Below are 15,179 nucleotides of genomic sequence, written 5' to 3' on the forward strand. Positions count from 1 at the left end.
CTCCCGACCCCGACCAGGGACACCACCCCCCAGCCCCGCCGGCGCTTGAGGCGCGACCACCGGCCCGCACCCGCGGAACAGGGGCAGCGCCCCAAGCCTCCGACACAGGGACACCGCACCCCCAGCCCCGCCGGCGTTTGAGGCGCGGCCACCGGGCGCAGTCGGAAACGGCCCGCACCCCCCGGGAGGGAGGGGTGCGGGCCGTAGGGGCCGGCTTACGCCTTGCGGAGGCGGAAGGTCAGGCCCAGCGGCTCGTCCGTGAAGGGGGCACCGTAGGCGACATCGGCATCGGCATCGGCCTCGCCGGACGCGAAGTCCGTGGCGAGCACCTCGTCCGCGATGAGCCCGGCGTGGTCCGTCAGGGCCGTCACGACCTCCGGGTCCGCGGAGGACCACCGCAGCGCGATCCGGTCCGCCACGTCGAGGCCGGAGTTCTTCCGAGCCTCCTGGATCAGGCGGATCGCGTCACGGGCCAGGCCCGCCAGCCGCAGCTCCGGGGTGATCTCCAGGTCCAGGGCCACCGTCGCGCCTGAGTCGGACGCCACCGACCAGCCCTCGCGCGGGGTCTCGGTGATGATGACCTCCTCCGGGGAGAGGGTCACCGGCTCGCCGTTCACCTCCACCGTCGCCGCACCCGAGCGCAGCGCCAGCGACAGCGCCGCCGCGTCGGCCGCGGCCACCGCCTTCGCCACGTCCTGGACGCCCTTGCCGAAGCGCTTGCCCAGCGCGCGGAAGTTCGCCTTCGCCGTGGTGTCCACCAGGGACCCGCCGACCTCCGAGAGGGACGCCAGGGAGGAGACGTTCAGCTCCTCCGTGATCTGGGCCTGGAGCTCCGGGGACAGCGCGTCGAAGCCCACCGCGCCGACCAGCGCCCGCGAGAGCGGCTGGCGGGTCTTCACGCCCGACTCGGCGCGCGTGGCGCGGCCCAGCTCGACCAGGCGGCGGACCAGCAGCATCTGCTGCGACAGCGCCGGGTCGATCGCCGCCGTGTCCGCGACCGGCCACGTCGACAGGTGCACCGACTCGGGGGCGTCCGGGGTGACCGGCACCACCATGTCCTGCCAGACCCGCTCCGTGATGAAGGGGGTGAGCGGGGCCATGAGGCGGGTCACCGTCTCGACCACGTCGTGCAGGGTGCGCAGCGCGGCCGCGTCGCCCTGCCAGAAGCGGCGGCGCGAGCGGCGGACGTACCAGTTGGACAGGTCGTCCACGAAGGCGGAGAGCAGCTTGCCCGCCCGCTGGGTGTCGTACGACTCCATCGCCTCCGTGACCTCGGCGACGAGGGCGTGCAGCTCCGAGAGCAGCCAGCGGTCGAGGACCGTGCGGTCCGCCGGGGCCGGGTCGGCCGCGGACGGCGCCCACTGCGAGGTACGGGCGTACAGCGCCTGGAAGGCGACCGTGTTCCAGTACGTGAGGAGGGTCTTGCGGACGACCTCCTGGATCGTGCCGTGGCCCACGCGGCGGGCCGCCCACGGGGAGCCGCCGGCCGCCATGAACCAGCGGACCGCGTCCGCGCCGTGCTGGTCCATGAGCGGGATCGGCTGGAGGATGTTGCCCAGGTGCTTGGACATCTTGCGGCCGTCCTCGGCGAGGATGTGGCCCAGGCAGACCACGTTCTCGTAGGACGACTTGTCGAAGACGAGGGTGCCGACCGCCATCAGCGTGTAGAACCAGCCGCGCGTCTGGTCGATGGCCTCCGAGATGAACTGCGCCGGGTAGCGCTTCTCGAAGATGTCCTTGTTCTTGTAGGGGTAGCCCCACTGCGCGAACGGCATCGAGCCCGAGTCGTACCAGGCGTCGATGACCTCCGGCACGCGGACCGCTTCGAGGGAGCAGCCCTCGTGCGTGCAGGTGAAGGTCACGTCGTCGATGTACGGGCGGTGCGGGTCCAGGTTCGAGTGGTCCTGGCCGGACAGCTCGCTCAGCTCGGCGCGCGAGCCGACGCAGGTCAGGTGGTTGTCCTCGCAGCGCCAGATCGGCAGCGGGGTGCCCCAGTAGCGGTTGCGCGAGAGCGCCCAGTCGATGTTGTTGTTCAGCCAGTCCCCGAAGCGGCCCTGCTTGACGGAGTCCGGGAACCAGTTGGTCTTCTCGTTCTCCCGCAGCATCGCGTCCTTGACGGCGGTGGTGCGGATGTACCAGGACGGCTGCGCGTAGTAGAGCAGGGCCGTGTGGCAGCGCCAGCAGTGCGGGTAGCTGTGCTCGTAGGCGATGTGCTTGAAGAGCCGGCCGCGCGCGTCGAGGTCGGCGGTCAGCTTCTCGTCGGCCTTCTTGAAGAAGACGCCGCCCACCAGGGGGACGTCCTCCTCGAAGGTGCCGTCGGGGCGGACCGGGTTCACGACCGGCAGGCCGTACGCGCGGCAGACCGCGAGGTCGTCGGCGCCGAAGGCGGGGGACTGGTGGACCAGACCGGTGCCGTCCTCGGTCGTGACGTACTCGGCGTTCACGACGTAGTGGGCGGGCTCGGGGAACTCGACCAGGTCGAAGGGGCGCTCGTACGTCCAGCGCTCCATCTCCTTGCCGGTGAAGGTCTGGTCCGTGGCCTCCCAGCCTTCACCGAGGGCCTTCTCCAGCAGCGGCTGGGCGACGACCAGCTTCTCCGAGCCCTCTTCGCCGGTGCGCGTGGCCACGACGTAGGTGACCTCGGGGTGGGCCGCGACCGCCGTGTTGGACACCAGGGTCCACGGGGTGGTCGTCCAGACCAGCAGCGCCGCCTCGCCCGCGAGCGGGCCGGAGGTCAGCGGGAAGCGGACGTAGACGGAGGGGTCGACGACGGTCTCGTAGCCCTGGGCCAGCTCGTGGTCGGACAGGCCGGTGCCGCAGCGCGGGCACCAGGGGGCGACGCGGTGGTCCTGGGTGAGCAGGCCCTTGTTGAAGATCTCCTTCAGCGACCACCACACGGACTCGACGTACTCGGGGTCCATGGTCCGGTAGGCGTCGTCCAGGTCTACCCAGTAGCCCATGCGGGTCGTGAGCTCGGCGAACGCGTCGGTGTGGCGGGTGACGGACTCACGGCACTTGGCGTTGAACTCGGCGATGCCGTACGCCTCGATGTCCTGCTTGCCGTTGAAGCCCAGCTCCTTCTCGACGGCGAGCTCGACGGGCAGGCCGTGGCAGTCCCAGCCGGCCTTGCGGGCCACGTGGTAGCCGCGCATCGTGCGGAAGCGGGGGAAGACGTCCTTGAAGACGCGGGCCTCGATGTGGTGCGCGCCGGGCATGCCGTTCGCGGTGGGCGGGCCCTCGTAGAAGACCCACTCGGGGCGGCCCTCGGACTGCTCCAGGGTCTTGGCGAAGGTCTTGCTCTCGCGCCAGAAGTCGAGGACCGCGTGCTCAAGGGCAGGCAGGTCGACCTGGGCGGGTACCGGGCGGTACTGCGGCGGTGTGGTCATGAGGCTGAACTCTTCCTCCGGCGGGGTGTCACTTCCGTCCGGAGGGACGAGAGCCGACTGCTGCTCCCGCGGTACCACCCTCCTTGGCCGCCGGACGGATCCGGTGGCCCCCTCATTGGGGTGCGAAGCCGGTTCTACTCGCCCTGCGGGGGACCCGCGGCTTTCTTCCGGCGGCTCAGGGGTGATCCTTCACGTCGCGCTCGCCCCCGGGCTCTCACCGTCCCCGGGTCGCTCCTGGCTGCGTCCGACGCTACTCGTCCCCGTCCATGCCTTTCGCTGGGCCCAGTGTACGGGCCGGGAGGGCGCGCGGCAGACCGGTTTTCCGGGACCCGTACGGGGTCCGCGGCCACGGCGCGGCGGGGGTGAGGTCACGGGGCCGCGGGAGGGGCCGGAGGCCGGGTCCGGTGCGGGGCCCCGGGTGACCCGAACGGGCCATCGGCGTCGCCGCAGGATCAGGTGGGGCGGGAGGGGCGGATTACCGGGCCTGCGGATGGGCACAACGGATGCAGGTTGACCTCGACGGATGCGTGCCCCGTTGCCGCGGGGGCGGAGCCGATTTATCGTTCCGGCACGATTCGCGAGCAATATCACAGTATGTGAAGGGGCCGCGGCCATGGTGGCGAAGAAGACAGCGGTCTCCGGGAACCCGGCTCCCGCCGAGAAGGCGACGGCGGCCCGCAAGGCGACCGCCAAGAAGGCTCCGGCGAAGAAGGCATCGGTGGACAAGACGGTCGCGGCGGACAGGACGACCGCGGCCGAGAAGGCTCCGGCCAAGAAGGCTCCGGCCAAGAAGGCGACCGCGGCCGGGAAGAAGACGACCGCAGTCAGGAAGACGACCGCCGTCGAGAAGCGGACGGCCACGGCCAAGAAGGCCGGGGCCGAGGGGGCGGCGCACGCCGCTGAGGAGACGGGAGTCCGGAACGTGGTTGCCAAGAAGAGCACCGGTGCGGCGAGGAAGACGGCTGCGGCCGCCACGAGCGGGCTGCCCAAGACCCGGGTCACGGCGGCTGCCGCCCCCAGCGAGCTCGCCGTACGGCCCGGGGAGGACCCGTGGACGTCCAAGGAGGTCGAGGAGGCCCGCGCGGAGCTGGTGTCGGAGGTGCTGCGGCTGCGCGCCGAGCTGGACGCCTCCGAGGTGGCCATCTCCGGCCTGATGCGGGACTCGGGCGACGGCGCCGGCGACGACCAGGCCGACACGGGCACCAAGAACATCACGCGGGAGTCGGAGCTGGCGCTCGCCGCCAACGCCAGCTCGATGCTGGAGCAGACCGAGCGGGCCCTGGAACGGCTGGAGGCGGGCACGTACGGGCTCTGCGAGAACTGCGGGCAGCCCATCGGCAAGGCCAGGATGCAGGCCTTCCCGCGGGCCACGCTCTGCGTGGACTGCAAGCAGAAGCAGGAGCGGCGCCACTAGGGTCTGTATCGAGTTGCCCCGTGGAGCAAGGAGCGGCATTCGTCCCGCACGCCGAGGGTGCGTGCCAGACGCCGCAACGCCGCGGGGGAACTCCAGACAGGACCTGAGGGGCCGGCGGCCTTGGTCCGCCGGACATCGCTGGCCGCGGGCGGTGCGCGGGGGCCCTGACGTACCCTCGTCTGGTCAGGGTCCAGGAGGGGCCTGGGTCGGCTAGTTCGAGGAACTCACGTGGCAGAGGCGGAGCGCATCATCGGTACGCCGGAGGTCGGGGACGACGCCCAGCCGGAGTCGGCCGAGCCCAAGGGGCGTCGGCGGATCGCGGCACTGATCGTCGTGGCGGTGCTCGCCTACCTGCTGGACCTCGGCACCAAGATGCTGGTCGTGGCGAAGCTGGAGCACCAGCCGCCGATCGAGATCATCGGTGACCTGCTGAAGTTCGAGGCGGTCCGCAACCCGGGCGCCGCCTTCGGGTTCGGCGAGGCCTTCACCGTCATCTTCACCGTCATCGCGGCGGCCGTGATCGTGGTGATCGTGCGACTGGCCCGCAAGCTCTACAGCCTGCCGTGGGCCATCGCCCTGGGTCTGCTGCTCGGCGGTGCGCTGGGCAACCTGACCGACCGGATCTTCCGTTCGCCGGGCGTGTTCCGCGGGGCGGTCGTCGACTTCATCGCGCCGGCCCACTTCGCCGTCTTCAACATCGCCGACTCGGCGATCGTGTGCGGCGGCATCCTCATCGTGCTGCTGTCCTTCAAGGGCCTGGACCCGGACGGCACCGTCCACAAGGACTGATCGCGGGACGGCGCGTCCGTCGAGTCCTGCATACTCGACGGGTGAGTACGATTCCCGAGATCCGCACCCTGCCCGTTCCCGATGGCCTCGAAGGCGAGCGTGTCGACGCCGCCATCGCCCGTATGTTCGGTTTCTCCCGGACCAAGGCGGCCGAGCTCGCGGCCGAGGGGAAGGTGTCGGTCGACGGCAGCGTCGTCGGGAAGTCCGAGCGCGTGCACGGCGGTGCCTGGCTCGAGGTCGAGATGCCCGCGCCCCCGCGGCCCGTCGAGGTCGTGGCCGAGCCGGTCCCGGGCATGGAGATCGTCCACGACGACGACGACATCGTCGTCATCATGAAGCCCGTGGGCGTCGCCGCCCACCCGAGCCCCGGCTGGACCGGCACCACCGTCATCGGTGGTCTCGCCGCCGCGGGCTACCGCATCTCCACCTCCGGCGCGTCCGAGCGCCAGGGCATCGTGCACCGCCTCGACGTCGGCACGTCCGGCCTGATGGCCGTCGCCAAGTCGGAGCGCGCCTACACCTCGCTGAAGAACCAGTTCCGCGAGCGGGTCGTCGACAAGCGCTACCACGCGCTGGTGCAGGGCCACCCCGACCCTATGAGCGGCACGATCGACGCGCCGATCGGCCGTCACCCGAGCGCCGACTACAAGTGGGCGGTGACCCAGGACGGCAAGCCGTCCGTCACCCACTACGACCTGATCGAGGCCTTCCGCGCCGCCTCGCTCCTGGACATCAAGCTGGAGACGGGGCGTACGCACCAGATCCGCGTGCACATGTCCGCGCACCGCCACCCGTGCGTCGGCGACCTGACCTACGGCGCCGACCCGACCGTCGCGAAGCGGCTCGGACTGACCCGCCAGTGGCTGCACGCGGTCCGGCTGGGCTTCGAGCACCCGGCGGACGGGCAGTGGGTGGAGTTCGAGAGCACCTACCCGGCCGACCTCCAGCACGCCCTCGACGTGATCCGCGCCGAGAGCGAGTAGCAGCCCCCGGACCGCCGTACGGGGCGGGCGGCGGGCCCCGACACGCGACCGGCGGCCCGGGGCCGCGGCCGGGCCCGGCGGCCTGGCAGGGTGGGGGAGTGGATCAGCTCGCTCTGCTCTTCGTGCTCCTCCTCGGGGCCGTGGTCATGGTGCCGCTCGGGGACCGGCTGGGGCTGCCGGCGCCGGTCCTGATGACCCTCGGCGGGGCGGTCCTCGCCCTGGTGCCGGCCGTGCCGGACGTCGAGGTCCCGCCCGAGTACATCCTGCCGCTGGTGCTGCCCCCGCTGCTGTACGCCTCCGTGCAGCGGACCTCGTGGCGGCAGTTCGCCGCCAACGTGCGGCCCATCCTGCTGCTGGCCGTGGCCCTGGTGTTCGTCACGACCGCCGCCGTCGCCGCCGTCGCCTACTCCCTGGTGCCCGCGCTGCCGCTGGCCGCCGCCGTTGCGCTCGGCGCGCTCGTGGCGCCGCCGGACCCGGTCGCCGCCACCGCCGTCGCCGGATCGCTGGGGCTGCCCCGGCGCATGGTGTCGGTCCTGGAGGGCGAAGGGCTCTTCAACGACGTGACGGCCATCGTGCTCTACCACGTGGCGATCGCCGCCGCCGTCAGCGGCAGTTTCTCGTGGCCCGACGCGCTCGCGGAGTTCGTGCTGTCCGCCGTCGTCGCCGTGGCCGTCGGCCTGGCCCTCGGCTGGACCACGCACCGGCTGATGGGCCGGCTCGGCGACGCCACCCTTCAGATCGGCCTGACGCTGCTGGTGCCTTTCGTGTCGTACGTGGTCGCCGAGGAGCTCCACGGATCCGGGGTGCTGGCCGTGCTGACGACCGCCCTGTTCCTCGCCGAGTACGCATCCGACGCCGACGACGTGCTGGGGCGCCTGGCCGGGCACACCTTCTGGGAAGTCGTGGACACGCTGGTCACCGGCGTCGCCTTCGGGCTGATCGGGCTGGAGCTGCACAACGTCTTCGGGACGGCGCAGGACCGCCCGTGGGAGATGGCCGGATGGGCGGCGGTCGTCGTCGCGGTGGTGGTCGGTGTGCGGCTGGTGTGGCTGCTGCCGGCCGGGTGGCTCGCCAAGAAGCTGCACCAGCGGCGCGACTACGACGAGGAGATCCCGCTCAGCTGGCGGGAGAGCGTGGTGATGTGGTGGGCCGGGATGCGCGGGGTGGCCTCGGTGGCCCTGGCCCTGGCCATTCCCCTGGAGACGGACTCCGGGGCGCCCTTCCCGGCGCGGGACGAGATCATCTTCATCGCGTTCGCGGTGATCATGGTGACGCTGGTGTGCCAGGGGCTGACCCTGCCGTGGCTGGTGCGGCGCCTGGGCGTGGAGGAGGACACCGACGCCCGGCGGGACGCCGAGCGGCAGCTGGCCGTCCGCGCCGCCAGGGCCGCGAAGCGGCGGCTGAAGGAGATCGAGGAGGCCGAGGACCTGCCGGAGGACCTGATCGAGCAGCTGAGCCGGCGCGCGTACGACGTGGGGGCCAGGATCAGCCCGGACATGGTCGACGAGGAACGGCGCGAGGCGTACGCGCAGCGCGTGCAGCGACTCCACGACGTCCAGCGGATCCAGCGGGAGATGATGTCGGCCGCCCGCCACGAGGTGCTGGCCGCCCGCAGCGAACCAGGATCCGACCCGGAGGTCGTCGACCGGGTGCTGCGGCACCTCGACGTCCGCAGCCTGCGCGCACCGTAGGCGGTGTCTTCCGGGGCCGGGGCCGTGCGGTGCGGTGTGGTGTCCGTCACGTCCGGGCCGCCGCCGCCCGCGCCCGTTCCCGTACGGACCGCTCGTGAGATACGACACACGAGCAGGTCGAGCAGCGGGAGCCGCGGCGTCCCAGGGCCCGGGACGGCTGGCACGATGGAGGCATGAACATCATGCTTTTCCATTCGACGTACGGGCTGCGGCCCGCGGTGCACGCGGCGGCCGACCGGCTGCGCGCGGCCGGTCACCAGGTCCAGGTGCCGGACCTCTTCGAGGGGCGCACCTTCGAGACCGTCGAGGAGGGCATGGCCCACCAGGAGGAGATCGGCCGTGACGAGCTGCTGAAGCGGGCGGTGCTGGCCTCGGCCCCCCACTCCGACCAGGGCCTGGTCTACGCGGGCTTCTCCTTCGGCGGCTCCCTCGCCCAGCACCTGGCGCTGGCCGACGAGAAGGCGCGCGGGCTGCTCCTGCTGCACGGGACGGCGGACCTGGAGGACGGCGCCTCGGTGGACGAACTCCCGGTGCAACTGCACATCGCGGACCCGGATCCCTTCGAGCCGCACGACTGGCTGACCGCCTGGTACCTGCGGATGCAGCGGGCCGGGGCGGACGTCGAGGTCCACAGCTACCCGGGCGCCGGGCACCTGTTCACCGACCCCGACCTCGACGACTACGACGCCGAGGCGGCGGAGGAGGCCTGGAAGACCGCGATCGGCTTCCTCGACAGCCTCTAGCCGCCCCCCAGGGTCATCTCCGGGGCGGGACATGCGGAAGGGCCCGGCCCGGCGGATGCCGGGCCGGGCCCTCCTCGTCGCTGGGTCAGCCCGCGCGGTAGGCGGTCCAGCTGCTGCTCATGCGGGCCACCTGGCCGGCGGTGAACTGGTACATGCAGGAGTCGTACGTGTAGTCCATGAAGTTGCGGATCGGGTCCGCGCCCGGCTTGTTGGCGCAGCTGTCGCGCCCGGTCGGGCACTCGTACGCGGCGCTCTTCTCGGCCGGGGTGTCGGAGACGTAGTCGCCGTTGCCGTTACAGCCGCCCTGGAAGGTGTGGTACAGCCCCAGCCAGTGGCCGACCTCGTGGGTGGCGGTGTCGCCCTCGTTGTAGTTGGCGGAGGAGCCGCCGGGCAGCGAGCTGTCCAGCACGACCACGCCGTCCATCTTGGGGTTGGAGGCGTAGGAGGTCGGGAAGGTCGCCCAGCCCAGCAGACCGCCGGAGAGCTTGGCGGTGTAGAAGTTGAGCGCGCCCGGGCCGCCCTTGCGCAGGGTGTTCTTCATGTCCTTCTCGGCCTGGGAGCCGGAAGCCAGGTTGTACCAGGACGCGTTGTCGGTGTAGTCGGTCGACGCCAGGGTGAACTGGAAGTTCGTGTTGACGTTGCCGGTGCCCTGGCCGCCGTAGGCCGCGTTGAGGACCGCGAGCTGCTTGCTCACGTCCGTGGACGTCAGCTTGCCGGTGGTGCCGGAGTGCACGACGTGGAAGTACACGGGGATGTTCACGACGGCCTCGGCGGCGGCGAGGCTGCGCTGCGGCTGGTTCTTGAGGGCCTTGTCCAGCTTCGACTTGAGGTCGGCGTCCATGGCCTTGGCCTGCGCGTCGGTGAGCTCGTTCGGCTCGTCCGCGTGCTCGTCGTGGGCGCGGGTCACGCGGGCGTTGGCGGGTGCGGCGGCCTGGTCGGCGCACACCTCGGCGGGGGTCTTGGCGGCCGCGAGCGTGGTGGGGGCGGCAAGCGGGGTGAAGGCCAGGGTTCCGGCCAGAACCGCCGTGCCCATCAGGCGGCGGCGGAGAAGTGGGGATATGCGGGCGTTCGCGCGCACGTGTGCTCCTCGCGGGTGGGGGGTGTGGGGGTGGTGGCCTGAAGGATCTTCTTCAGCTGGCGCGAAGCTTATGTGTGCATGACATATTCAGGTCAAGTGTCTTACGTAAAAGATTTGTTGCTTCGCACGCACAAGGGGCGCCTGGTATGTACCAGACGCCCCTCATGGCGGAAGAATTGACGGTCGATCAGGCGGTCAGCGAACGGGCTGGTAGGCGCGCTCCACCTTCTGGGTGCCGTTCAGGGTCCGGTAGGAACGGGACCATTCGGACGCGGCGTCGGGCCGGCGCTTGTCGGATATGACGTAGTAGTCCATCTGCGAGCGCTCCGGCGTCACGTCCAGCACGCCGTAGCCGTGCGCGTCCATGTCGAGCCACTTCACGTGCCAGTTGGCGGCCCTGATGGCGGATTCGGCCACCAGCGAGACCGTGTCCGGCAGCACGTGCAGGATGTCGTCGAGGTTGTCGGAGGTCACAGACGTGACGACGAACTCGGTCGCCGCCGTGCCCGAGCCCGGATAGGTGGCCATGTTGACCGGGACCTCGTTCGCCCAGGCCATGTGGATGTCGCCGGTCAGGAACACCGTGTTCTTGACGTTCCGGTCCTTCAGGTGGCCCAGCAGCTCCTTGCGGTCGTCCGTGTACCCGTCCCACTGGTCCACATTGATCGCGATGCCGCCCTCGGGCAGGCCGAGCAGCTTGGCGAGCGGCCCCAGCAGGTGCGCGGGCAGCGAGCCGAAGGCCACCGGCGAGATCATCACCGAGGTGCCCACCAGCTTCCAGGTCGCGTCGGAGCTCGCGAGGCCCGACTTGAGCCAGTCCAGCTGGGCGCGTCCGGTGAGGGTGCGCTCCGGGTCGTCCACCGCGCCGCTGCCGACCTCGGCCTGCTGCGAGCGGAAGGAGCGCAGGTCCAGCAGGTGGAGGTCGGCGAGAGTGCCGAAGCGCAGCCTGCGGTAGACGGTGCCCGCCGTGGAGGTCCGCACCGGCATCCACTCGAAGTACGCCTGCTTGGCGGCCTCGGCACGGGCCGCCCAGTCGCCCTCGGTACCCGGGGTGTGGTTCTCGGCGCCGCCGGACCACATGTCGTTCGCGAACTCGTGGTCGTCCCAGATGGCGATCACCGGGTGCGCGTGGTGCAGGGCCTGGAGGTCGGCGTCCGTCTTGTACCTGCCGTGCCGGGTGCGGTAGTCGGCCAGCGAGACGATCTCGTGCTGGGGGTCGTGCCGGCGCACGGTGTACTTGGCCTCCGGGTAGCCCCCCGACTGGTACTCGTAGATGTAGTCGCCCAGGTGCAGGACCGCGTGCAGATCCGTACGGGCGGCCAGGTGGCGGTAGGCCGAGAAGTAGCCGGACTCCCAGTTGGCGCAGGAGACCACGCCGAACCGGACCGAAGGGGTCGTCACGTCGTGGCCGGGGGTGGTCAGCGTGCGCCCGACGGGAGAGACGGCCGAGCCGGCGGTGAACCGGTACCAGTACGGCGTCTGCGGCCGCAGCCCCCGCACGTCCACCTTGACCGTGTGGTCGGCGGTCGCGCTCGCCGTGACGGTTCCCCCGGCGACGACCCGGGAGAAGGCCCGGTCGGAGGCCACCTCCCAGCGCACCTGGACGGCCGGGCCGAGGCCTGAGCCGGGGACGGCCTCGGGGGTCGGGGTGACACGGGTCCACAGCAGGACGCCGTCGGGCAGCGGATCGCCGGAGGCGACGCCGTGCAGGAAGGCGGGCGCGATGCCCGCCGCGTGGGCGGTTGCGGAGCCCAGCGAGGTGAGGGGGGCCAGCGTGGCCGTGGCCGCCGCGGCGAGAACGACCGTACGGCGCCGGGGCGTTGCCGCGGGCTGGGAAGGGATGAGATGACTGGTCACGGCCGGTCATATTACCGACGGGTACACCCTGGGGAACAGATGTCGGAAAGCAACGGGCGGGCGAACTCCGCGAGTTCGCCCGCCCGTCGGTGCGGCCGGTCCGGAAGCTGTCTCCCGGGATGCCTGGAGGGCCTGGGACTCCCTCCTTGAACTCCAGGGGTCAGCCCTGCAGGGCCTTGTCGATCGCCGCCGTGAACTGCTCCGCCGTCTGCGGGGTGTCGATCTTTTTGCCGTCCATCTTCAGGGTCGGCGTCCCCTTCACACCGGACTTGTCGAAGGCCTTCGACATCTCCAGCGCCCACCGGTCGTACGTGCCGTCCTCGACGGCCTTCTTGAACTCGGCGTTGCCCTTGAGCGCCGGGACGGTGTCCGCCACCTTCAGCAGGTAGTCGTCCTTGGCGAAGCTGTCCACGGTCTCCTCGGGGTGCTGCTCCTTGGAGTACAGCGCCCCCTTGAACTCCAGGAAGGCCTCCGGGCTGACGTTCAGCGCCGCGCCCAGCGCGCTCAGCGCGTTCTTGGAGCCCTCGCCCTTGACGGCGTTGTCGATGAAGGTGGCGCCGACGTACTGGAGCTTGTACTTGCCCGCCTCGACGTCCTTCTTGATCTGCTCGCCCGCGGCCTGCTCGAAGGAGGCGCACGCCGGGCAGCGCGAGTCCTCGTACAGCTCCAGGGTCTTCTTCGCGTCGGCCTTGCCGACGACGACCGTGGTGCCGTCGTCGCCCGTGGTGTTCTTCGGCTTGACCAGCTCGGCCTTGGCGGCCTTCTCCCAGTAGTCGGGCTCGTTGGCCTTCATGACCCCGTAGGCGATGCCGCCGGCCAGCCCCAGCGCGGCCACGACGCCGACGCCGACTATGACCTGCCGGCGGATCCTGTCCTTCTTGGCCTGCGCCTCGCGCTCGGCGCGCAGCCGCTCGCGGGCCGCCGCCTTGTTCGCCTGGCTGTTGCGTGAACTCATCGTGATCTCCGTGGTGTGTGACGTGGGTAAGGGACTGCCGTACGTGCGTCAGGTGCGCGCGAGCGCACCGAGCACGGGGGGTCCCCGCCGTCCCACGGAGTGTGCGGGGAAGCGCGTACGGGCCCCGGCGCCCGCCGGGACCGGCCGCAGCGCCCGCCGCGCCAGCCCGCAGGCCACCGCGACGGCGGCCGCCGCCAGCTGCAGCGGCCGGAACGCGAAGGCCGAAACCGCCCGCAGCAGCCGGCCCAGCGCCCGCTCGCCGTGGCGCAGCCAGGCGGCGGCGAGCAGCCCCACCGAAACGTGTGCGCCGAGCAGCAGCCACGGGGTGTACGGCCCCGGAGAGGCCAGCAGCGCGGCCGCGTCGGCGGCGGGCCCGGCCACCTCGGTCAGCGGCCCGCCCACCGGGGTGCCCCCGCACAGCTCCTCCAGGCCCATGGCGCGCAGCGGCCCCGAGACGGGGCCGCCGGCCGGGCCGTAGCAGAGGTGCTGGCCGGCGGTGAAGACGGTGTCGGCGGCCAGCTCCAGCGGTACGAGGAGCCCCGCGATGGGGCCGAAGCCCCGCTCGCGGCCCGCGAGGGCGTAGGCGATCACGAACACACCCGCGAAGGCCCCGCCCACCAGCGCGGGCGGCAGCGGCACCTGGGACATCAGGACGTGCGAGCCGGACGAGAGCAGGACGACGAGCGCGCTGAACAGCGCGGCCCGCAGCCCTCTGAGTCCCGTCCCGGAGAAATCCATCCTCGCGAGTGTGCCACGTGTTCCTGTGCGAGCCGGTTCAGGGGGCGTCTCGCCGATCATGCCGAGCCCGTCGACGACACCACCTTCTAGGGGGTGAGGCGCCCGTTGCGGAACAGGTCCACGAAGATCTGGTGGTCGGCGCGCGCCCGGGCCCCGTACGCGTGCGCGAAGTCCACGAGCAGCTCCGCGAAGCCTCCCTCGTCCGCCGCGATGGCCGCGTCGATGGCCCGCTCGGTGGAGAACGGCACCAGGGACTGTCCGCTCTCCGCCTCGTCGGCCGACGCGTGCATGGTCGCCGTGGCCCGGCCGAGGTCCGCGACGACCGCCGCGATCCCCTCCGGTTCGTCCAGGTCCGACCAGTCCAGGTCCACCGCGTAGGGGGAGACCTCCGCGACGAGCTGGCCCGCCCCGTCCAGCTCGGTCCAGCCCAGCCACGGGTCGGCGTGCGCCTGGAGCGCCCGCTGCGAGATCACCGTGCGGTGCCCCTCGTGCTCGAAGTACTCCCGCACCGCCCGGTCCGTGATGTGCCGGGACACCGCCGGGGTCTGCGCCTGCTTGAGGTAGATCACGACGTCGTTCTCCAGGGCGTCGCTGTGCCCCTCCAGCAGGATGTTGTAGGAGGGCAGGCCCGCGGAGCCGATGCCGACGCCCCGGCGGCCCACCACGTCCTTGACCCGGTAGGAGTCGGGGCGCACCAGCGACTCGTCGGGCAGCGTCTCCAGGTACCCGTCGAAGGCGGCCAGCACCTTGTAGCGGGTCGCGGCGTCCAGCTCGACGCAGCCGCCACCGGACGTGAAACGGCGCTCGTAGTCGCGTATCTCCGTCATCGAGTCCAGCAGCGAGAAGCGCGTGCGGGAGCGGGCCGAGCGCAGCGCGCCCAGCAGCGGGCCCTCGGCGGTGTCCAGGGTGAAGGAGGGGACCTCCTCATACGTGGCGCCCGCGGCCAGCCGGTGGATCCGCTCCCGGTAGGCGCCCGCGTAGATCCGCACCAGCTCGCTTATCTGCTCGTCGCTGAGCGCCTTGGTGTAGCCGATCAGCGCGACGGAGGCGGCGAAGCGCTTGAGGTCCCAGGTGAAGGGGCCGACATAGGCCTCGTCGAAGTCGTTGACGTTGAAGATCAGCCGGCCGTTGGAGTCCATGTACGTGCCGAAGTTCTCGGCGTGCAGATCGCCGTGGATCCACACCCGGCCCGTCCGCTCGTCCAGGTACGGGCCGCCGTGCCGGTCCCGCTCCAGGTCGGAGTAGAAGAGGCAGGCCGTGCCGCGGTAGAAGGCGAAGGCCGAGGCCGCCATCTTGCGGAACTTGACCTGGAAGGCAGCGGGGTCGGCGGCGAGCAGCTCACCGAAGGCGGTGTCGAACACGTCGAGGATCTCTTCGGCGCGCTGCTCGTCGGTCGTCGCGGGGACCGCCATGGCGGGTTCCTCCTGGTGCACGGGTGGTACGGGCTCTGCCGGACTGGACGCCGGACCTGCGCCCCTGGTTCTGCAACGCCCGACCGTACCGCTGCGTGCCCCGGATCTGTCACCCGTGGGACGTAGGATTCAA

11 protein-coding genes are annotated in these 15,179 nt (G+C 71.4%); 5 read left to right on the forward strand and 6 right to left on the reverse strand.

Annotated features, from left to right (window positions below; all coding sequences use genetic code 11):
• Window positions 1-215: 215 nt before the first annotated feature.
• Window positions 216-3,386 (reverse strand): isoleucine--tRNA ligase, encoded by a 3,171-nt coding sequence (gene ileS, locus ACFWFZ_RS33505; protein ID WP_387127646.1) that lies wholly within the window; start codon window positions 3,384-3,386, stop codon window positions 216-218.
• A gap of 613 nt (window positions 3,387-3,999) precedes the next feature.
• Between ileS and ACFWFZ_RS33510 the strand changes: the two genes are divergently transcribed.
• From ACFWFZ_RS33510 to ACFWFZ_RS33530, 5 genes are all read left to right on the forward strand, one after another.
• Window positions 4,000-4,800: a TraR/DksA family transcriptional regulator gene (locus ACFWFZ_RS33510; RefSeq protein ID WP_387127648.1), complete on the forward strand. Its 801-nt coding sequence runs from the start codon at window positions 4,000-4,002 to the stop codon at window positions 4,798-4,800.
• 228 nt (window positions 4,801-5,028) lie between these two features.
• Complete coding sequence (gene lspA, locus ACFWFZ_RS33515) at window positions 5,029-5,589, forward strand: signal peptidase II (protein ID WP_387127650.1); 561 nt, start codon at window positions 5,029-5,031, stop codon at window positions 5,587-5,589.
• Between the two features lie 41 nt (window positions 5,590-5,630).
• Window positions 5,631-6,572: an RluA family pseudouridine synthase gene (locus ACFWFZ_RS33520; RefSeq protein WP_387127653.1), complete on the forward strand. Its 942-nt coding sequence runs from the start codon at window positions 5,631-5,633 to the stop codon at window positions 6,570-6,572.
• A 98-nt stretch (window positions 6,573-6,670) separates the two neighbouring features.
• Window positions 6,671-8,263, forward strand: a complete 1,593-nt coding sequence (locus tag ACFWFZ_RS33525) for a Na+/H+ antiporter (protein WP_387127655.1) — start codon at window positions 6,671-6,673, stop codon at window positions 8,261-8,263.
• Between the two features lie 173 nt (window positions 8,264-8,436).
• The gene (locus ACFWFZ_RS33530) at window positions 8,437-9,006 is read left to right on the forward strand and encodes a dienelactone hydrolase family protein (protein ID WP_366679853.1); all 570 of its coding nucleotides are present in this window, start codon (window positions 8,437-8,439) and stop codon (window positions 9,004-9,006) included.
• An 85-nt stretch (window positions 9,007-9,091) separates the two neighbouring features.
• On the opposite strand, the gene ACFWFZ_RS33535 is transcribed toward ACFWFZ_RS33530, so the two are convergent.
• The 5 genes from ACFWFZ_RS33535 to ACFWFZ_RS33555 form a co-directional block, all read right to left on the reverse strand.
• Window positions 9,092-10,039, reverse strand: coding sequence for a zinc metalloprotease (locus tag ACFWFZ_RS33535; RefSeq protein WP_387127699.1), 948 nt, complete (start codon window positions 10,037-10,039; stop codon window positions 9,092-9,094).
• A gap of 240 nt (window positions 10,040-10,279) precedes the next feature.
• Window positions 10,280-11,941, reverse strand: coding sequence for an alkaline phosphatase D family protein (locus ACFWFZ_RS33540; protein WP_387127658.1), 1,662 nt, complete (start codon window positions 11,939-11,941; stop codon window positions 10,280-10,282).
• Between the two features lie 160 nt (window positions 11,942-12,101).
• Window positions 12,102-12,896, reverse strand: a complete 795-nt coding sequence (locus ACFWFZ_RS33545) for a DsbA family protein (RefSeq protein WP_387127660.1) — start codon at window positions 12,894-12,896, stop codon at window positions 12,102-12,104.
• Between the two features lie 48 nt (window positions 12,897-12,944).
• Complete coding sequence (locus ACFWFZ_RS33550) at window positions 12,945-13,634, reverse strand: hypothetical protein (protein WP_387127662.1); 690 nt, start codon at window positions 13,632-13,634, stop codon at window positions 12,945-12,947.
• A gap of 86 nt (window positions 13,635-13,720) precedes the next feature.
• Entirely contained in the window at window positions 13,721-15,046 is a 1,326-nt protein-coding gene (locus tag ACFWFZ_RS33555; RefSeq protein WP_387127665.1) for a DUF2252 domain-containing protein, read from the reverse strand.
• Window positions 15,047-15,179 lie beyond the last annotated feature (133 nt).

The sequence above is a fragment of the Streptomyces sp. NPDC060232 genome, assembly GCF_042726555.1.
Lineage (GTDB): Bacteria > Actinomycetota > Actinomycetes > Streptomycetales > Streptomycetaceae > Streptomyces.